This is a genomic window from Rhizobium sp. 18055, assembly GCF_902706285.1.
Classification (GTDB): Bacteria; Pseudomonadota; Alphaproteobacteria; order Rhizobiales; family Rhizobiaceae; genus Rhizobium.
In genome coordinates, this window is the sequence record NZ_CACSKD010000003.1 from 48853 (window position 1) to 68509 (window position 19657).

Sequence of the window (19657 nt, forward strand, 5' to 3'; positions counted from 1 at the left end):
CCTGCTCCTACCGGCTCCGAACCGGCAGCAGCGGATAGCCCGCCATCACTGCGCGCCCGACCAGCGCCGCGACGAACGCCTTGATCACATCGCCGGGAATGAAGGCCATCGAGCCGAGGAAAGCAGCCTTCAGGCCGATCTGCGCCACAACAGCCAGATAGAGGATGCCGAAGGCATACAGCACGACGACGCCGCCCATCATTGCCGCGAAGAAGAAGCCGGTGAGCTGCATGCCGGCCGCCTGCTCGAACGTCACCAGCCGTTCGCTGATATAGCCTGTGGTGAACGCCGCAAACACCCAGCCGATCAGGAAGCCGGTGGTGGGCGCTGCAAAGGCCGCCAGTCCGCCGCGTCCGCCCGACAGAACCGGCAGGCCGATGGCGACAAGCACCAGCACGATCAGCACCGCAATCGTGCCGCGCCGCGCGCCAAGCACAACGCCGGCCATCATCACGCCAAGCGACTGCGCGGTGATCGGCACCGGAATGAAGCCGAGCGTGATTGGCGGCAGAATGCCCAGCGCAACGATGATAGCGGCAAACAGGGCGGAGAGAACGAGGTCTCGGGTGCTCATGACGGCTCCGTGGGTTAACAGGTTCTAATTCACATGCCGCCGAACGCCGCGTGCGTCAATCGCCGCCGCGATATTATCCGCATCCTTGAGCGTCAGAATGATCAGCGGCACCAGCACCGTCGCTGGCCGCACCTTCAGCCCGCGGGCCTCATGCGCCTCGCGAATGGCCTGGTAGCGGCCGAGGATTTCCGGCACGAAGCGCACCACAAGCCCGACCGCAAGCCCGACATCATCGGCCCGCACCAGCCCCATGCGCTCGAAGGGACGCGCCAGAAACGTGATCTCGTCCATGAACTGGGTGATGGTCGTGGTTGCTGTGACGCTGGCAGCAAACAGCATCAGCGCCGTCAGCCGCAGGAGCGAGACGACCGCGCCATGCCACGGATTGAAGGCAAGGCTGAAGACCGCAACGATCAGGATGGTCAGCAGGATCGGCTTCAGCCGTGCGATTGCAGCGCGAAGCGGCATGCCGATGCCGAGATAGAGCGCCCCGGTTGCCGCCACCGCAATGGCCAGCAGCACGATATTGCTTGTGGTGAACAGGATGACGCCGAGCACCGCAAGGACGATGAGCTTCGTCCGCGCCGATATCCGGTGCATCCTGCTGTTTCCATCGACGAACAGCGACTGCATCAGGCGGCGATCTCCTTGTAGCGGCGGATGGCATCCGCGGCCGGCGCATCGGCTACCAGTTGCCCGGCATGAAACACCAGCACCCGCTCGTAACCGGCGATCAGTTCGAGATCGTGGGTGATGATGATTGTGGTTTCGTGCAGGCTCTCGATCAGCCTCTGCACCAGTCCGCGGTTGCGCAGGTCCAGCTGGTTGGTCGGCTCGTCGAGAATGAGAATGCCGGGGCCCGTCGCCAGCACCGAGCAGAGTGCCGCCAGCTGCAACTCGCCACCGGAAAGCTCGTGCGCCCGCCGGTCGGCCAGGTGTCCGGCGTTGAACCGTGCCAGCACCTCGGCCACTTTCGCATCGATCTCGGCTTTCGAGAAACCGCGGCTCTTCAGCCCGAAGGCGATATCGTCGCGCACGACGGGCAGGATGATCTGGTTCTGCGGCGACTGGAAGATGAAGCCGACATCGCTCGAGGCCGCCTTATCGTCGGACGTATCGCGCCCGTTGACGACGACGCGGCCGGTCGTCGGCTTGGTCAGCCCGTTGATCAACCGGGCAAACGTCGTCTTGCCCGAGCCGTTCAGCCCGATGATGCCGATGCGGTTCTCGGTGAGATCCAGCGTCAGCGGCTGCAGCACAGTCCGCGCCCCATAGCTGACACCGGCGCTTTCGAAGCGAATGTTCAATCGATCCCCCTTACGTGAAGCGCCGTTCTATAAATGAATCCGATGCAGGGGAAGATCAAATCCGGTCGAGGCAGGCGAGGCATTGCGTCATCAGGCAAACCGCTGACATATTCGGGTGGCCAGGGCCATTTTCCGGATTATGATCGCCGCCATGACCAAGCTGATGTCCAACGCCGATGCCCGCCGCATCTTTCTCGCCAAGCAGGGGCTCAGCGCACCGCCCAACAGGGCGTTGACCAAGGATGGCCTGCTGCAGCTGATCCACGAGATCGGCTTCGTCCAGGTCGATAGCATCCAGACCGTCGAACGCGCCCATCACCAGATCCTCTTTGCCCGCAACCAGACCTACAAGCGCGAGCATCTCACCACGCTGCTGGAAAAGGACGGCGCGCTGTTCGAGCACTGGACGCATGATGCCTCGATCCTGCCGAGCAGCTTCTTCCGCTACTGGAAGCACAAGTTCCGCCACGAGGAGGAGGTGCTGGTCGATCGCTGGCGCAAGTGGCGCGGCGAGGGCTTCGAGGATGCCTTCGACGAGACTTACGAGCGTGTCCAGCGCGACGGCGCCATCATGGCGCGCGAGATCAAGGCCGATGGCCACGTCTCCGGCGGCTGGTGGAACTGGCATCCGAACAAGACGGCGCTCGAATATTTCTGGCGGACCGGCAAGTTCGCCATCGCTGGCCGCGCCAATTTCCAGAAGGTCTACGATCTGGTCGAACGCGTCATTCCGGCCGAGTTTCATGAGCCGGAGGTCAGCCGCGAGGAATTCGTCGATTGGGCCTGCCGCAGCGCGCTCGCCCGGCTGGGCTTCGCCACCCATGGCGAGATCGCGGCCTTCTGGGCGCTGCTGTCGCCCGAGGAAGCCAAGGCCTGGGTCACCGGTCATCGCGACGAGCTGACGGAAATCCTGATCGAGCCGGCGCTGGGCGGCAAGCCGCGCCCCTCCTGGGCCTTTGCCGATTTCATGGCGACAACGGATGATCACCCGGCCGCCCCGCCGCGCATCCGTGTGCTCAGCCCCTTCGATCCGATGATCCGCGATCGCAACCGCACCGAACGCCTGTTCGGCTTCTTCTACCGCATCGAGATCTTCGTGCCCGAGCCGAAGCGGGAATACGGCTATTACGTCTTCCCGCTGCTGGAGGGCGACCGGTTGATCGGCCGCATCGACATGAAAACCGACCGCAAGGCCGGATCGCTCGACGTCAAGCGCCTGTGGCTGGAACCAGGCGTCAAGCCCTCGGCAGGTCGCATGGAAAGGCTCGCTGCCGAGCTCGATCGCATCGCCCGGTTTTCGGGCGTCGAGAAGGTCGTTCTGCTCGATGGCTGGCAGGGCTAACGGCTTGGCGCTGCAGGGATAGTCGGGATTTTAAGAGATTTCGCGGCGATTACGAAGCATTAATGTTGACGCCGGTTTACTATGCTCGTCCCGAACTTTTTAACGTCCGTTCGCCTACGATGGCGGCATGAAAAAGATATCGATATTCCACAAGCTGCGCCGCACATTGAGAGCGTTGATACGCGATCGCCGCGATGCGCGAGCCGCAGCCACCTCCGCGATCGTCTCGCGTAGCGAGCAGAAGTCGCAGATGACGCCGTTGCCGGTCAACTCCAAGATGATCGACGCGGTCTATTTCAGCCAGCAGGACGGGCGGCTTCGCGTCTGTCTCGCCAACGGCGAGGAGCGCATGTTCGAAGGCGTTGCCGAAGCCCAGGTGATCGCCATGGTCACCGCTGAATCGCCCGGCCAATATTACATCGAAAACGTCAGAACCCGCTTCAAGCGCATCGCCGCCTGACGCAGGCGACGACCGGCGGAGCGTTCAGCATCCGCCGATCTCCGGTATCAGACGTGTCAGCAGATCTCGGTCTGGGCAATCTTGATGCCGAAGCCCTCGAGGCCGACATAGTGGCGCTCGCTGCGGGTCAGAAGCTTGATCGAGGTAACGCCGAGATCCTTCAGGATCTGCGCACCGAGACCGATTTCCAGCCATTCGCTTTCGCGGCTCTGCGCTTCGGCATGCGCCTCGCGCCCCTGGCTCAGCGCCTTGCGGCCATTGTCCTGGTGGCCGACGCCGACAGAGCCTTCGCGCAGATAGACGATGACGCCACGGCCATCTTCGGCAATCTTCTTCATGTAGTGATCGACGGGACGGCGCTTGCCGAACAGGTCCTCGGCCACATTTTCGGTATGCAGACGCACCGGAATGTCGATGCCGTCGCGAATGTCGCCGAAGACGATGGCCAGATGCTGCATCGGGTCCCATGGCAGCGAGTAGCTGTGTGCCTTGGCCTTGCCGAACGGCGTCTCGATGTCGAAGCTGGCATGCAGCTGGATCAGCGTTTCCTTGCGCTGCCGGTAGGCGATCAGATCGGCGACAGACACCAGCTTCAGCCCGTGCTCGGCGGCAAAATCCACCACCTGCGGGCCGCGCGTCACGCTGCCATTGTCGTTGACCAGTTCGCAGATCACCCCGATCGGCGGCAGGCCGGCCAGGCGGCAGAGATCGACGGCAGCTTCGGTATGGCCGGACCGCATCAGCACGCCACCTTCGCGGGCAACCAGCGGGAAGATGTGGCCGGGACGCACGAAGTCGGACGCGCCGACATTCGGGTTGGCAAGGTTGCGCACCGTCAGCGTCCGGTCATCGGCGGAGATGCCCGTCGTCGTCCCGTGCTTGAAATCGACGGTGACGGTAAAGGCCGTCGTATGCGCTGAATCGTTTTCGGCGACCATGGCGTTGAGGCCGAGGCGCTTGGCCTCTTCCTTCGGCATCGGCGTGCAGACGATGCCCGAGGTGTGGCGCACGATGAAGGCCATCTTTTCCGGCGTGCAGTGAACGGCGGCAACGATCAGGTCGCCTTCGTTCTCGCGACCGTCATCGTCCATGACGACGACGATTTCGCCGGCCTCGAAGGCCCGGATAGCGTCTACGACGCGCTTCTGATCATAAGCCATGGGACTATTCCTATTTCAGCCGGCCGGTCTGGCCGCGGTCACGAAGATAATGGTCGGCGATGGCGCAGGCGACCATCGCCTCGCCGATCGGCACGGCACGGATGCCGACGCAGGGGTCGTGGCGACCCTTGGTGCGGATATCGACATTCTTGCCGTCGGCATCGATCGACTGGCGCTCGGTCAGGATCGACGAGGTCGGCTTGATGGCAAAGCGGGCGATCACGGGCTGCCCGGTCGAGATGCCGCCGAGAATGCCGCCGGCATGGTTCGACAGGAAGATCGGCTGGCCGTCATTGCCCATCCGCATCTCGTCGGCATTCTCTTCGCCGGTAATTTCCGCAGCGTCGAAACCGTTGCCGATCTCCACGCCCTTGACGGCATTGATCGACATCAGCAGCGAGGCGATGTCCTGGTCGAGTTTTGCGTAGATAGGAGCGCCCAAACCGGCAGGAACGCCCTCTGCGATGACTTCGACGACAGCGCCGATCGACGAGCCCGCCTTGCGGATGCCGTCGAGATACTCTTCCCAGACAGGCACGATCTCCGGGTCCGGTGCAAAGAACGGGTTCTTGTCGACCTGAGCCCAGTCCCAGTTCTGCCGGTTGATCTTGTGCTTGCCGATCTGCACCAGCGCTGCGCGCACGGTGACGCCGGGCACCACGAGGCGGGCAATGCCGCCGGCTGCCACACGTGCCGCGGTTTCGCGCGCTGACGAGCGACCGCCGCCGCGATAGTCGCGAATGCCGTATTTGACGTCATAGGTGTAGTCGGCATGGCCAGGACGATACTGCCGGGCGATCTCGCCGTAATCCTTCGAGCGCTGGTCGGTGTTCTCGATCATCATCGAGATCGGCGTGCCGGTCGAGATCATCGTCTCGCCATCGGCGTCGAGCATCACCCCCGACAGCACCTTGACGAGATCGTCCTCGCGGCGCTGCGTCACGAAGCGGGACTGGCCGGGCTTGCGCTTGTCGAGCCAGACCTGCAGGTCTTCGAGCTTGAAGCGCAGGCCGGGAGGGCAGCCATCGACGATACAGCCAAGGGCCGGGCCGTGGCTTTCGCCCCAGGTGGTTACGCGGAAAAGGTGACCGAATGTATTGTGCGACATATGTTCCGACCGGATCGCGCCCGCCGGGCGTCACCGGCCGCGCCATTCTTCTAAAAGGCGCGACACTCATAGGCCAAAAGCCGTGAGGGCAAAAGGCTTTCTTTGCGCCAAAGCGTCATGTGGGGGAAATGCTGTTTCTTCAAATTGAGAACAGTGGCTTAGGAGGCGATCCGCCAGGCCGTACCGGTGGCCGCTTCGGTGAAGTCGTCGAAGGAGAGGGGACGCGAGAATGCGTAGCCCTGCAACAGGTCGCAGCCGAGTTCGAGCAGCAGGCTGGCATGCGCCAGCGTCTCGACGCCCTCTGCCACGGTCTCGACGCCGAGCGAGCGGGCAATGTCGATGATCGAGCTCACCAGCGCGCGTTCCTGTGGCGAGGTGATGATCGGCTGCACCAGCTGCCGGTCGATCTTCAGCCGCTTGGGCTTCAACTTGAGCAAGCTGACGATCGAGGTGTGGCCGGTGCCGAAATCGTCGATCTCGATATCGATGCCGAGCGCCTTGATCCGCTCGAGATTGTCGGTCGCCACATCCTCGCTCTCGTCGAGGAAGATCGATTCGACCAGCTCGAAGGAGATCTCGCCCGGCCGGATCTGCAGTGTGCTCAGCGAATCGGCCAGCGTCTCGTCATGCAGGCGACGCGCCGAGACGTTGACGGAGACCTTGGGCACGTAGAGCCCCAGTGCCGTCCAGCGCATCTTGTCCTTCAGGGCGGTTTCGAGGACGATGCGGTCGAGCGTCTGCACGACGTTGATCTCTTCGGCGATCTTCAGGAACTTGTCCGGAGTCAGCAATCCTCTGGACGGATGCTGCCAGCGCACCAGCGCCTCGACGCCGGTCAGCTGCATGGTGCGGGCGCTGAATTGCGGCTGGTACCAGGCGGTGAACTCGCCGTTCTCGATGCCGGTCAGGATCTCGTCGGCCAGCCGCTTGTTGTTGATGATGTCGGCCTGCAGGTTGTGATTGAAGAACTGGTAGCGGTTGCGCCCCTGGCTCTTGGCGCGGTAGAGCGCGATATCGGCATTGATCAGCACCTTGCGGGCATCGACCCTGAGGCCGCTCGCCAGCGCAATGCCGATCGACACGCCGCAGCGGCAGGCAAAGCCCTGGAAATCGATCGGCTGGCGCATCTCCTCGACGATCCGGCCGGCCAGCGCCGACATCTCGGCATCGCTGGCATTCAGCGCCAGGATCACGAACTCGTCGCCGCCGATGCGCGCCACGATATCGCTCGGCCGGATGCTGCGCGACAGGACCTGCGAGGCATGCACCAGCATCGCGTCGCCGGCGGCATGGCCGAGCGTGTCGTTGATTTCCTTGAAGCGGTCGAGGTCGATATGGAGGATGGCGAACTTCTGCCTGATATCGCGGCCGTCCTGCGTCAGCCGCTCCAGTGCAAAGTCAAGCTTGCGGCGGTTGGCAAGCCCGGTCAGCGGGTCGTGCAGCGAATTGTGCTCGATACGGTTTTTGGCGAGCTCGAGCTCGATGTTCTTGCCGATCGCCTCGTCCTTGGCGGCTTTCAGCTGCGCCGTCATCAACGCGTCTTCGGTGATGTCGAAGGCAACGCCGATGATCTTCAGCTGGCCGCTCGATGTCGCATGGACCTTGCCGGTCGAGCGCACGTAGCGCATCTTGCCGTCTTCCGTGGGAACGCGACAGACGAGTGTATGGGTGTCGCCGATAGCCTTGAAATAGCGCGCGCTTTCGATCGCCAGCGGACGATCTTCCTCGATGATGCATGACAGCCACGTCGCTTCGTCCATGAAACCGGCAACGGGTGAAAGGCCGTAGAGTTCGTGCATGCGGTCATCCCAGTAGGAGCCGCCTTCTTCGCCAAGCGCGGCTTCCCAGATGCCGCACTGGTAGGAATCAAGCGCCAGATCGAGCTTGCCGGACAATTCGGCGAGTTCTGCCTCGCGGTGTGAAAGCTCGTCGAGGGCAAGTTCCAACTCCGCATTCTTGATGTCGCTCATATCCTTGGCGTGGCGCAGGGTCTCCGCCGCCACGGCGTCGGCCGTCACGTCCCAGACGATCCCGATCGTCTTGCTGGTGCCGGCGGCATCGCTGTAGACCGATCCAACCGATCTGAGGTGGCGGGTGCTGCCGTCCGCAAGCTCGACGCGGTACTGCGTCGTATAGGCCGAACCGGACCGGCCCTCGGTCAACAGATGGATCTTGGCGACGCGTCGGTCGTCGGAAACGATGGTTCCCAGCCAGTCGTCGATCGAATAGCTGCCTTCGCGCGGTTGCTTGCCGTGGAGTGCGGCGGCGCGCTCGTCCCAGAGCAGGCTTTGGCCGGCGTCCCTGAGTTCCCAGATGCCGATGTTGGATGATTCCAGTGCCAGATTGAGCCGCTGCGACAATTCCAGCAGGGTTTCCTCGCGCTTCACCAACTGTCCGATATTCTTGTTGCGCTCGCCGAGCAGCAATGTGGCGAAAAATACCGGAACGATCGTCAGGCAGGCCGCGGCCAGAATGATCAGCCGCAGCGTCTGCTGGTTTTCAGGCGCCGCGTTCCAGCTGGCCTTTGGTGCCGCAGCGATCTCCCACCGCCCGCCGGCAAACGTGATGTTGCGGGTCAGAGGGTTCTGCGTCAGCACATCGGGTGAGCCGAAAAACGGAGACGCCGCAGCACCGCTCGTGCCCAGATCCCGAAGCGTGATCGAGAGATGGTCGAGATGCGGATATTTCTCCTGGTTCTCGCTGTCGCGGGCCGGCTTCAGGCCGGTGCTCTCGTAGAACATGTCGGCATCGATGACCGCCTCGACCGCCCCCCAGATGCGGCGCTGTCCATCTTCCTTCACGAAGACGGGAAAGAAGATCCCGAACGTGTCCTTGTTGTCCGATCCATGGATCGGCCCATAGAAGCGTGCCTGCTGGCTGCCGGTGGTGCGGGCAACGGATTGCCGTTCGATCATGAACTCGCGGACGTCGTGGCCGAGGCGCTGTTTTGCCTCGGTTGCCGGAAACACCGAACGGACGACGAAATCGGGGGCGACGGCGATGTGCACGAAATGCGGGTTCTGGATCAGCAGCCAGGTGATCTGGCGCTCCATCTCCTCGGCATTCACCTTGGAACTGATCGCCACCATGTTGGAAAGATCACGCACGATGGTGATGTCCATGTTGATCTGCGCGGTGACGCGGGCGCGGATCAGGCTGGTCTCGTTTTCGGTGCGGATCTGCAGTTCACGAAGATGGGCAAGGGTATTGGTGCGGTCCAGGGTGAAGCCGACAATGACCACCACGACGGCAACGAGGCAGGAAACCAGAAACGAGATATGGGTATGCCTCAAGGCCTTCCGCGATGTGAACTTATCTTTCAGGCGGAATTGCAAGACCCAGTCTCCCCGTTTTCCCGGTCACTGTAGTCAGAAGGCGTTAATTTACGATTTCCTACAGGCGGTACTTTAGGTGCGTCTTAAGTGTGACGTGGCTGAATGGACCCTATTGATTGTTGTTAAAATGCCCTTCATCAATTGGGCGCGGAAGGTCACGGTTCAGGGCAACTTTCGCCATATTCGGGAGGCTATCTATGCGCAATGGGATATTTGAGTCGAGTTTTCGAAGGAATGCCGTCATGCGCTTCGTAGTTGCTACACTTTTGGCCACAGCAAGCTTTCTGTCGCCGATCAGCGGCTTTGCTGAAAGCGCCGACGTCGAGGCGACGATCAAGACTGTCGATATGAGCAGTATGAGCCTGACGCTCGACGACGGAAAAACCTATCAGGCGTCCGAGGAGTTCAACTTCGAAGGCCTGAAGGCCGGCGTCAAGGTCGTCGTCTTCTACACCGAAGTGGATGGCAAGCGCGTCATCAACGATCTCGACATCGTTCAGTAATCCGGTATCGCCCGATAAGCGCAATCAGATCCAGGCGATTTGCTTGCTTGTCGTTTCGATCTTCAGAACACGATCCTGCGGAATTTCGCCTTCGGCCGCTTCGTCCTTCGGCACATCGGCAATCGTCCGGAACAGGCTGCGGATCACGCCGCCATGGGTGACGCATACAGTCGGACGATCAACCTCGTTGAGCCAGGATGCCACCCGCCACGACATGATTTCGTAGCTCTCGGCATCGGCACCCGGCGGTATGAAATCCCACTTGTTGAGATTGCGCTCGACGATGCGATCCTTGGAGGTCGCCTTCAGTTCCTTGATGGTATGGCCTTCCCAGTCACCGAACGATACCTCGACGAGACGTTCGTCGGTCCGGTAGTCCTTGGGCGGCAGGTTCATCGCCTCGCGGGCGATTTCCATCGTCTCGCGTGTACGCCCCAGCGGGCTGGCCATGAAATCGAAGGCGATGCCCTCGACCTTGAGGATTTCAGCGAGATTGATGCCGTTCTGTCGCGCTTGTTCGCGGCCTATGGCATTGAGCGGAATATCCTTTTGCCCTTGCAGGCGACGTTCCGCGTTCCAGTCTGTCTGGCCGTGTCGAATGACGTAGATAAGCAATGATCGGCTCCGTATTGCGCACGGCCCCTGAATCGCTTGCGCGAGGAGGGGCCGCGAGCACGACGCATTAAAAGAGTGCGATCAGTCTTTTATGACGGAAATGTCAGGCGCGTCCACCGCCTTCATGCCGATAACATGATAACCGCTGTCGGCGTGATGCACCTCGCCGGTGACCGAGCGCGACAGGTCGGACAGCATGTAGAGGCCGACATCGCCCACTTCTTCGATGGTCACGGTGCGACGCAGCGGTGCGTTATACTCGTTCCACTTGAGGATATAGCGGAAGTCGCCGATACCGGACGCTGCCAGCGTCTTGATCGGGCCGGCCGAAATGGCGTTGACGCGAATGTTCTTCGGTCCGAGATCCACGGCCAGATACTTCACGCTGGCTTCGAGTGCTGCCTTGGCAACGCCCATGACGTTGTAGTTCGGCATGACCTTTTCGGCGCCGTAATAGGTCAGCGTCAGCATAGAGCCGCCATCCGTCATCAGCTTTTCGGCGCGACGGGCGATCGAGGTGAAGGAATAAACCGAGATCTGCATCGTCTTGGCGAAGTTATCCGCCGAAGTATCGACGTAGCGGCCGGTGAGTTCGTCTTTGTCGGAAAAACCAATCGCATGCACGATGAAGTCGATCTTGCCCCAGGTCTTCTCGATATTGTCGAAAACCGCGTCGATAGATGCTTCATCGCTGACATCACAGTGTCCGGCAAGAATGCCGCCGAGTTCTGCTGCCAGCGGCTCTACCCGCTTCTTCAGCGCATCGCCCTGATAGGTAAAGGCAATCTCGCCGCCCTGTGCATGAATAGCTTTGGCAATGCCCCACGCAATCGAACGATTGTTGGCAACGCCCATAACGACGCCGCGCTTGCCTGACATGAGGCCTGATGCCTGAGCCATATTTCGCCCCCTAAGGAAGTTGATCGGTCCTGCCTATGGCATAGGCTGCCAGTTGGTTCAAGATTGGCAGCAATCATCAACTGTTAGGTATCGTAACAAAGGGTGCTCTTGTCACCAAAATTTCACAAAAACAGCCCGTTCTTCATGATCCGCATCAAATCCGTGACCTTGTCATCGGGCTTTTCCCACAGGATAATGCGCAACTCGACCACCAGATCACCCTTGCCACCCTCGCCATTGGCCAGTCCCTGACCCGCAAACCGGATGGTTTTGTCGGAGCCGGACCATGCCGGAATGGTGACGGTCAGCGGGCCGTTCGGTCCATCGATGCGGGCATCGGTGCCGAGCACGGCGTTTTCGATCGTGACCGGAAGGACGGTGTGGAGATCGAAGCCATCGACGGTAAAGTCGTCGTGGGCTGCGATATGGATGCTGATCACCGCATCGCCGCGCTGCATGCCGACGAGCTTGTGTCCCTGTCCCTTGAGACGCACCGTGTGACCTTCGGTGGTGCCGGGCGTCAGCGCAAAGACGGCGTCGCGGCCATCGCCGAGATCGACGTTCACCCGGTTGCCCTTCAGAATATCATCGATGGTCACAGTCGCGATGGCGAGTTGGTCCGGTGCCTTCTCGGGCACGGGCGCGGTGCCGGTGAAACGGCGCACAAGGGATGTCAAAAGGCTGAGTGGCTGAAGAACGGCGCTCGTGGCCGCCGCAGCCGCCTCTTCGGCCGTCTGCTCGGTGTCCGCAGTTGCGGCGTCGCCGGTCTTGGCGCCATCGCTGTTTTTCTCGGCGCTGGCCTGCTCTGGCCGCTTTGCAGCACCGGCAGAATAGCCCTGCGAACGACCGCCGCCACCGCTGGCGGTGCGGGCCTGAGCGCCGAAAATCCGGTCGATCATCTCTTCGGCGGGCTCGGCAGCGCCGGCCTGCTGTTGTTGCTGTGGTTGTTTGGTCGCCTCTGCTGCCGCCTTCTGGGCTGCGGCACGGGCCAGCTCTTCCATCACGCGTTCGGCGTTTTCCTGCGCCTGCTTGGCGCGGATCGCGGCTTCGCGTGCGGCATGACGCTGCTGCATGATGGTGTTTTCGTTCTGCTTGGCTTCCGCCATGCGGGCAGCATTGTCGAAAAGGCTGCGCTTCTTGGGATCCTTGAGCGTGTCATAGGCCCGGCCGATCTCGGCAAAGCGCGCGCCTGCCATCGGGTCACCCTGATTATGGTCAGGATGGACCACCTTGGCCATGTTGCGCCAAGCCGCCTTGATTTCGTCCTGCCCCGCGTCGCGCCTGACGCCTAAGATCTTATACGGATCGCGCATGTTCCAAACCGCCGGTGTCAAATGCGGAGTGCTTGTGTCTGTCCAGCACTCCGACGCCCCCATACAACTCATTTGCTGCGCTGAAGTTCGCTCCCCAGGAAGAAAAATCAGCGCACATATGAGAGCCACATTCCGGCAAAGTTGCTAATCAGTCCTTAGTCTGCAGGGGAACACGCCACGGTTTCACGCGGAATGGTTATTGTTTTGCTAAAAATTGAGGAAATGCGGGAATGCCGGTCAGGTCCCGACCGGGCAGGGGCGTCAGCCTTCCGGCTGGAAACTCAACAGCTGCCAGTTGCCGCCGCCGACAAGGCAGGTCTTGCCGTAGAATTTCGCGATGCCGACATAGGAGTGGCGCGTGGTCTTGAACTGGCGGCAAACCTGGCCGGTCTCATTGTTCTCGACGATGGTATCGATCACCCCGGCGCTGCCGGTGGAGGCGTTCGCCCAGGGAAGCGGCCTGCCTTCAAGCCCGTGAATGTCTGCCGACGTCACCGCATTGCCGACCGTCATCTCGTCGGAGATCGAATCGCTGGTCGGTGCCGGTTGCGGCACGGTGCCGGTGGCAACCGAGCGATCGACTTTGGCGCTGCTGAACATATCGAGGCCGCCGGCAACGCAGCCGGAGAGGGTAAGCACTGCCAAGCCGACAACGCAGAAGGCCGCGCATTGGCGCTTGAGGCCCTTTGTATGACGATCTGACTTTGCTATGACTTCCACCCTGCGTCCTGTCCAGTAGTTCGAAGCTGGGCAATTATCGAATAAACCCGGGGAATTTGAGCTAATATGTCGGAAAATGAGTTAACAACCAGTGACTTCACCGAGCAAAACGAGCCGTTCCAACTTTTTGCGGATTGGTTGAAGGAAGCCGAGGCCTCCGAGATCAATGACCCGAATGCGGTAGCGCTTGCGACGGTCGATGAAGACGGCCTTCCCAATGTCCGCATGGTTCTCCTTAAAGGGTTCGATCAGGACGGATTTGTGTTCTACACGAATTTCGAGAGCCAGAAAGGCCGCGAAGTCCTCGGACAGAAAAAAGCGGCCATGTGCTTTCACTGGAAAACGCTGCGCCGGCAGGTCAGATTGCGCGGTCCGGTTGAAGTGGTGAGCGACGAGGAAGCCGATGCCTACTTCCAGACGCGCGCCCGCGGCAGCCGCATCGGTGCCTGGGCATCCAAGCAGTCGCGACCGCTCGAAAGCCGCTTCGCGCTGGAGAAGGCCGTCGCCGAATACACCGCCCGCTATGCGATCGGCGAGATCCCGCGCCCGGCGCATTGGTCCGGTTTCCGCATCCGGCCTCTCTCGATCGAGTTCTGGAAAGACCAGAAATTCCGGCTGCACGACCGCATCGAGTTCCGCCGCAGTGAGCCGCAAGGCGGCTGGGACAAGGTGCGGATGTATCCCTGAGGTCGCGGTCGCACCGATGATCGAGTAGCAGGCTGCAGACTGTTGGACGGCGTCTATCCGCGTCGTCCATCTTGTCGCAGCGCAGCAGCAGGCCCAATGTTGACGCCCTTTGCCGTCGACCCCGTAAGGTTGAAAATCGGCCGATTGCGTCGCCCTTCCGAAGTCTTGGCGTTTGCCGGCTTCGCGCGGCGTTCAAAAGAAAGTGATGTGATACTAATCGAGAGACGGCCGCGCCGTTGCTTCATTCCCGGTTGCCCATCAGCTTCAGCGGGATTCCTGATGCAAGGCCCGAGACATACCGCGTCTTCTGATAGAGCCCGTTGATCGACAGCCGGGGCAGGTAGGTGATGCTCTCCCGTGACCGCTCGCCGACGACACCGGGCTGCGTCGTCACCGCAAGGGCAAAGCCGAGATCGCGGGCAATCGCCGCCTGCTGCTGCGTCACCGCCTCGCGCGTTCCATAGGGATAGGCAAATGTCCGGGGGCGCTGGCCGCTGATCGCTTCCACGTAATCCGAGGAGCGCAGCATCTCCTCGCGAACCTCGGCATCCGGAAGTCTGGCGACGGCGCGGTGGCTGACCGTATGGGCGCCGAGCGATGCCAGCGGACTGGCATCGAGCAGGTTGAGCTCGGCCGCACCCATCACCAGGTCATCGACGATCTCGACAGGATCGATCCCGTGTGCCCGCGCCGTTGCGTCCACCGCCAGCACCGCCGTCGTCTCGTCATGGGCGTGTATGTATCGGGCAAAACGCGCAAACGCCCAGTGCTTTTCTGCAGGCGCTGTAACATCGATGGCCTCCATGCCATCGCCGAAATCGAAGCGCAGCTTCTTTTCCTTGCGCAACAGCGCCGTCAGCGTCTCCCACCAGATCGTGTGCGTCCGCTCGACCAGGCCCTTGGCGACGAAGATGGTGAAGGGCGCCTCGTGCCGCTCGAACACAGGCGTGGCATAGGCCAGATTGTTGCGATAGCCGTCATCGAGCGTGAACGCTGCAAACGGCTGCTTTTGCGCCGGTCCCGATATCAGCGCCGGAACATCGGCCAGCGCGACGAACTGGTAGCCGTCGCTCGTCAACCGCGTCAGCACAGCGTCGAGAAATCCCGGCGTGATCTCCAGATGCGCATTGGGCGAAAACGCCGGGGCCTCCGCAGGGCGAACGTGATGCAGCGTGAAGATCGCGCCGCGTCCGCGGGCGCTGCGCATCAGGCCGGTCGCCCGCAACAGGTTGGCAACTTCCAACCCGCCGGTAATGGCGATTTGCTTTGCCAGCATTTTGGCGCTCGTCATCTCCGCTCCGTCTGCTGGTTTTCTGGAGGCCAGAAACTAGCAAGTTCGGGGTTAAGTCTTGTTGAACGCCGAAATATTCCATTGGCGCTTTACGGTTTTTTCACCATAAAAGATAAAATTAGACAAAAATCGTATGCGTTGCCGCAAAGTCGCGCCACATTGTGTCCTTCTGTAGCGGAACGGGACAAATTCCGGGCGACGAGGGTCGGCCGTTCATCTGAGGGGAAGTGCATGAGAAAGCTGTTGGCCGCGATAATCACCGCGACTTTGGTCGTTGCGGCGCCGTTGTCGGCTATGGCTGGCAGTGCCTCTCTCATCCTCGATGCCAGAACCGGCAAGGTTCTCTCGTCCGAAAATGCCGATGTCCTCAATCATCCAGCATCGCTGACCAAGATGATGACGATCTACATGGCGTTCGAAGCGCTGAACCGCGGCAAGATCACCTGGGACACCCCGATCGTCATGTCGAGATACGCAGCCGCGCGGCCGCCGACCAAGCTTGGCGCACGCGCCGGCACGTCGATCACCGTGCGCGAAGCGATCCTCGGCATGATCACCAAATCCGCCAACGACGCTGCCGCCGCCATGGGCGAGAAGCTCGGTGGTTCGGAGGGCAATTTCGCCAGCATGATGACGCAGAAGGCCCGCCAGCTCGGCATGAGCCGCACCGTCTTCGTCAATGCCTCCGGCCTGCCCGACAACCGCCAGGTCACCACCGCGCGCGACATGTCGACGCTCGCCATTGCGCTGATGAAGAACTATCCGCGCGAATATCGCCTGTTCTCGACGGCGAGCTTCAATTTCCGCGGCCGCAACATCCGTGGCCACAACAATCTGATGTACCGCTACCAGGGCATGGACGGCATCAAGACCGGCTATACCAATGCGTCGGGCTTCAACCTTGTCAGCGCCGTCAAGGACGGCAATCGCCGCGTCGTCGGCGTCGTGCTCGGCGGCCGCACCGCCCGCAGCCGTGACGACAAGATGGCAGGCCTGCTCGACAAGGCCATGGGCCGTGCGTCGTCCTCGGGCGGAGCAAGACTGGTCGCCAGCGTCAATTCCCGCGAGCCTGTCGAAGTGGCCTCTGCCGCCGACGCCAGCGACCTGCCGATGCCGGTCACCGCACCACGTGCCGAAATCGCTATTGCCCCCGTAACACCAACACGCAGCAACGATCTCGCACCGAAGGCACTCGGCTATCTCAGCGATACCGTGCCGATGGAGCGTCCCTCTGCCATGGATGAAATCAATCCGGTCGCCAAGATGGCGCCATCGACACGGCAGCTCGGCGCTGTCGCCTCGACCGGCGACTGGCAGATCCAGATTTCGGCGGCTCCAAGCGCCGATGCTGCCCGCGCACTGCTCGCCCTGGCCAAGTCCGAAGGTGGCGCTGCGCTGAAGTCTGCGACCCCATACACGGAAGCGGTCGGCAAGGGCGCCAACCAGGTGTTCCGCGCCCGTTTCGTCGGCTTCCAGAGCCGCGATGCCGCAACATCGGCCTGCGACGCCCTGAAGAAGCGCTCCTACGACTGCATGCTGCTCCCCGACCAGGGCTGATCCACCCGATCACAAGCGATCTGGACATAACAGGTGAATCAGGCTTCTTCTTTGTAAACAAAAGGAGAACGTGATGCTGGACGAACTCGCCCGAAGATTCGAGCAGGCCTCGACGCGCTATGCCGACGAACACGGCATCGAGCGGGATGCCGACTGGTTTTTGCTGAAATTGCAGGAAGAAATGGGCGAACTCACCCAGGCCTGGAACCGCATCAGCGGCAGGGGACGCCGCAAGGGCCGCTCCGACCAGGAGATGGCCCGCGACCTCGCCGACGAAACCGCCGACGTCCTCGGCCACATCCTGCTTTTCGCGCATCGCAATCAGCTGGATCTGGCGGCGGCGATCGAGCGGAAATGGTTGTTTTCACCGGATGATGTATCCGCATAAGCCCAACAGGATCACCCGGCCGTTTGGCCGGGCAACCTCCTTCAAATCAAATCAAATCAGGTCTGCGTCCCGCCGACCGTCACCTGATCCATCCTCAGATGTGGCTGGCCGACGCCGACCGGCACCCACTGGCCGGCCTTGCCGCAATTACCGATGCCGGTATCGAGCTTCATGTCGTTGCCGACCATCGAGATGCGCTTCATAGCATCCGGGCCGTTGCCGATCAGCATGGCGCCCTTGACGGCGGGGCCGATCTTGCCGTTTTCGATCAGGTAGGCCTCGGTGCAGCCGAACACGAACTTGCCGGAGGTGATGTCCACCTGGCCGCCGCCGAAGGAGACGGCATAGATGCCCTTCTTCACGGAAGCGATGATCTCCTCCGGCGTCTTGTCGCCGCCGAGCATGTAGGTGTTGGTCATCCGCGGCATCGGCACGTGGGCATAGCCCTGACGGCGGCCGTTGCCGGTCGCTTTCATGCCCATCAGCCGGGCGTTCTGGCGGTCCTGCATGTAGCCGACCAGCTTGCCGTCCTCGATCAGCACATTATAGGCCGAAGGCGTGCCTTCGTCGTCGATGGTGATCGAGCCGCGACGGTTGTCGATGGTGCCGTCGTCAACGACGGTGACGCCGGGGGCGGCGACCATCTGGCCGAGCAGACCGGCGAATGCCGAGGTCTTCTTGCGATTGAAATCGCCTTCCAGCCCGTGGCCGACGGCCTCGTGCAGCATCACGCCCGGCCAGCCGGAGGAGAGCACCACGTCCATCGTGCCGGCCGGTGCCTCGATCGCCTCGAGATTGACCAGCGCCTGGCGCAACGCCTCGTCGGCACCATACTGCCAGCTGCCCTCGGCAATGAAATCGCCGAAGCCGACGCGGCCGCCGCTGCCGAAGGAGCCGCTTTCCTGCCGATCGCCTTCGCCAACCATGACCGAGATGTTGATGCGCGTCATCGGCCGGATATCGCGGACCCGGTGGCCATCGGCGCGCAGAATATCGACAACCTGCCAGCTGGCAGCGACCGACGCCGTCACCTGCCGCACCTTGTCGTCCTTGCCGCGCAGATAGGCGTCGATGTCCTGCAGCACCTTGACCTTCTCTTCGAAGCTCGGCGAGCCGATCGGGTTCTCGTCGCTGTAAAGTCGCTTGTTGGTGCCCTGCGGGGCTGCCGCATAGCTGCCGGAATAGCCGCGGGTGACTGCACCCACCGCATCGGCCGCCCGCTTCAGCGCCGAAACCGACAGGTCGCCGGCATGGGCATAGCCGACCGCTTCGCCGGCCACGGCGCGCAGGCCAAAACCCTGCTCTGTGTTGAAGCTGCCACCCTTCAGGCGGCCGTTGTCGAACATCAGCGATTCCGCCTGGGCGTGCTCGATGTAGAGCTCGCCATCATCGGCGCCGGACAGCGCTTCGGCCACCAGCGAACGCATCTTCGCTTCGTCGGCGTCGAAAAGCGTGAGGAGATCGGTGTTCATGTCTTTATGCTCCGCTGCAGCAGGAAATGCTTTCAGCCGATGTAGGTCCGGTGGACGGTTCGAGCAAGGGCCGAATGCGATCGGGTCAGGTCAGGGATCGGGCCAAGGTGAGGCCCAAGGCTCAGGGAAGGGCGTCGTAGCCTTCGGCAAAACCCTTGAGATCGACCGGGATGCCGATGCCTTCTTCCGGCGTCTGGAAGACGATGAACGTGGCGCTGGCGCCGCTGCGGAACGTCTTCAGCAGCTCGTCCTCGAGCACGACTTCGGCATAGCAGCCATCGGCGAAGCAGCGGACGAAATAGGCGCGACCGATATCCTTGCCATCGACATTGAGGCCGAGACCGTTCGGCAAAAGCACGCCGAGAGGAGCAAGCACGCGCAAAATCTTCGACTTCCGGTCAGCCGTCTTCAGAACGACGACCGAGAGGCCGACTTCCGGCCGGTCTTCGGCAATCACGTTCTGCATCAGCGCGCACTGCTCGGCGGCAGCGCCGGCCGGCTTGTCGCAGACGACCGACCAGGCGCCATGATTGGAGCGGACGGTGCCGGGTGCCTGCGGCTGTGTCTGGCCGGGGATTGCCTGCGCCGCAGGGGCGCCGGGGGCTGGTTGTGCTGGCGCGGCGGGAGCCGGAGCTGGCTGCTGCGCGAAAGCCGGAGCGATCGCTGCGGCCGCAACGCATGCTGACAGCACAAATGGCCGCGCTAGGGAACGGAAACCCATGAAAACCTCTGCAGTTCGAATCAGTGCCGCTAAGTTGGGGCGGGGCATCCAAAATGAAAAGCCCCACCCGCTGAAAAGCCGGGGACTACGGCGGAAATGGGACGTTTCTTGATTATTCTTGGAACGCATGGCTGGCCCACGTCGACATTTTCCGTATCATGGCAGAAAACATGGTAGGTTTCGGTGCGCTTGGAGGACAGTGCA

General features: G+C 61.8%; 19 protein-coding genes. 6 read left to right on the forward strand and 13 right to left on the reverse strand.

The features are described 5' to 3' along the window. Positions 1–7: 7 nt before the first annotated feature. The 3 genes from GVL52_RS06435 to GVL52_RS06445 are packed head-to-tail and all read right to left on the reverse strand — an operon-like array spanning position 8 to position 1881. Positions 8–574, reverse strand: a complete 567-nt coding sequence (locus GVL52_RS06435) for a biotin transporter BioY (protein WP_160005019.1) — start codon at positions 572–574, stop codon at positions 8–10. Between the two features lie 24 nt (positions 575–598). After that, complete coding sequence (locus GVL52_RS06440) at positions 599–1207, reverse strand: energy-coupling factor transporter transmembrane protein EcfT (RefSeq protein ID WP_160005021.1); 609 nt, start codon at positions 1205–1207, stop codon at positions 599–601. Next, positions 1207–1881 carry an energy-coupling factor ABC transporter ATP-binding protein gene (locus GVL52_RS06445; RefSeq protein ID WP_160005023.1) on the reverse strand — a complete coding sequence of 225 codons (675 nt, stop codon included), beginning with the start codon at positions 1879–1881 and terminating at the stop codon, positions 1207–1209. The genes GVL52_RS06440 and GVL52_RS06445 overlap by 1 nt, the downstream gene beginning before the upstream one ends. 151 nt (positions 1882–2032) lie before the next feature. Between GVL52_RS06445 and GVL52_RS06450 the strand changes: the two genes are divergently transcribed. Next, a complete protein-coding gene (locus GVL52_RS06450) occupies positions 2033–3223 on the forward strand; it encodes a winged helix-turn-helix domain-containing protein (protein WP_160005025.1) in 1191 nt (396 codons plus the stop codon). A 250-nt stretch (positions 3224–3473) separates the two neighbouring features. Further along, on the forward strand, positions 3474–3683 hold the full coding sequence (locus GVL52_RS31245) for a KTSC domain-containing protein (RefSeq protein WP_200847790.1): 210 nt from the start codon (positions 3474–3476) through the stop codon (positions 3681–3683). Between the two features lie 56 nt (positions 3684–3739). Here the strand turns inward: GVL52_RS31245 and ribB are convergent, their stop codons facing one another. The 3 genes from ribB to GVL52_RS06470 all read right to left on the reverse strand — a co-directional run bounded on the left by ribB (position 3740) and on the right by GVL52_RS06470 (position 9286). Next, a complete protein-coding gene (gene ribB, locus GVL52_RS06460; RefSeq protein ID WP_160005029.1) occupies positions 3740–4843 on the reverse strand; it encodes a 3,4-dihydroxy-2-butanone-4-phosphate synthase in 1104 nt (367 codons plus the stop codon). 10 nt (positions 4844–4853) lie between these two features. Further along, on the reverse strand, positions 4854–5951 hold the full coding sequence (gene aroC / locus GVL52_RS06465) for a chorismate synthase (protein ID WP_160005031.1): 1098 nt from the start codon (positions 5949–5951) through the stop codon (positions 4854–4856). 158 nt (positions 5952–6109) lie between these two features. Continuing rightward, a complete protein-coding gene (locus GVL52_RS06470) occupies positions 6110–9286 on the reverse strand; it encodes an EAL domain-containing protein (RefSeq protein WP_160005033.1) in 3177 nt (1058 codons plus the stop codon). A 242-nt stretch (positions 9287–9528) separates the two neighbouring features. Here GVL52_RS06470 and GVL52_RS06475 point away from each other — a divergent pair, with 242 nt between their 5' ends. Continuing rightward, complete coding sequence (locus GVL52_RS06475; protein WP_160005035.1) at positions 9529–9789, forward strand: DUF1344 domain-containing protein; 261 nt, start codon at positions 9529–9531, stop codon at positions 9787–9789. A gap of 24 nt (positions 9790–9813) precedes the next feature. Here GVL52_RS06475 and GVL52_RS06480 read toward each other — a convergent pair whose 3' ends face one another. The 4 genes from GVL52_RS06480 to GVL52_RS06495 all read right to left on the reverse strand — a co-directional run bounded on the left by GVL52_RS06480 (position 9814) and on the right by GVL52_RS06495 (position 13337). Further along, positions 9814–10404, reverse strand: coding sequence for a histidine phosphatase family protein (locus GVL52_RS06480; protein WP_160005037.1), 591 nt, complete (start codon positions 10402–10404; stop codon positions 9814–9816). Between the two features lie 81 nt (positions 10405–10485). Continuing rightward, positions 10486–11304: an enoyl-ACP reductase FabI gene (gene fabI, locus GVL52_RS06485; protein ID WP_160005039.1), complete on the reverse strand. Its 819-nt coding sequence runs from the start codon at positions 11302–11304 to the stop codon at positions 10486–10488. 122 nt (positions 11305–11426) lie between these two features. Next, entirely contained in the window at positions 11427–12617 is a 1191-nt protein-coding gene (locus tag GVL52_RS06490; RefSeq protein ID WP_160005041.1) for a DnaJ C-terminal domain-containing protein, read from the reverse strand. 261 nt (positions 12618–12878) lie between these two features. Continuing rightward, positions 12879–13337 (reverse strand): RT0821/Lpp0805 family surface protein, encoded by a 459-nt coding sequence (locus GVL52_RS06495; protein ID WP_160005043.1) that lies wholly within the window; start codon positions 13335–13337, stop codon positions 12879–12881. Positions 13338–13403: 66 nt separating this feature from the next. On the opposite strand from GVL52_RS06495, the gene pdxH reads away from it, so the two are divergent. Continuing rightward, positions 13404–14024, forward strand: a complete 621-nt coding sequence (gene pdxH, locus GVL52_RS06500) for a pyridoxamine 5'-phosphate oxidase (RefSeq protein ID WP_160005045.1) — start codon at positions 13404–13406, stop codon at positions 14022–14024. Positions 14025–14265: 241 nt separating this feature from the next. Here the strand turns inward: pdxH and GVL52_RS06505 are convergent, their stop codons facing one another. Next, positions 14266–15315, reverse strand: a complete 1050-nt coding sequence (locus GVL52_RS06505; protein ID WP_160005047.1) for a polysaccharide deacetylase family protein — start codon at positions 15313–15315, stop codon at positions 14266–14268. 231 nt (positions 15316–15546) lie between these two features. Between GVL52_RS06505 and GVL52_RS06510 the strand changes: the two genes are divergently transcribed. Then, positions 15547–16872: a D-alanyl-D-alanine carboxypeptidase family protein gene (locus tag GVL52_RS06510; RefSeq protein WP_160005049.1), complete on the forward strand. Its 1326-nt coding sequence runs from the start codon at positions 15547–15549 to the stop codon at positions 16870–16872. 73 nt (positions 16873–16945) lie between these two features. Further along, positions 16946–17260, forward strand: coding sequence for a pyrophosphatase (locus GVL52_RS06515; protein ID WP_160005051.1), 315 nt, complete (start codon positions 16946–16948; stop codon positions 17258–17260). A gap of 56 nt (positions 17261–17316) precedes the next feature. Here the strand turns inward: GVL52_RS06515 and tldD are convergent, their stop codons facing one another. Beyond that, a complete protein-coding gene (gene tldD / locus GVL52_RS06520; protein ID WP_160005053.1) occupies positions 17317–18732 on the reverse strand; it encodes a metalloprotease TldD in 1416 nt (471 codons plus the stop codon). Between the two features lie 121 nt (positions 18733–18853). Then, positions 18854–19453 (reverse strand): invasion associated locus B family protein, encoded by a 600-nt coding sequence (locus GVL52_RS06525; RefSeq protein ID WP_160005055.1) that lies wholly within the window; start codon positions 19451–19453, stop codon positions 18854–18856. Positions 19454–19657 lie beyond the last annotated feature (204 nt).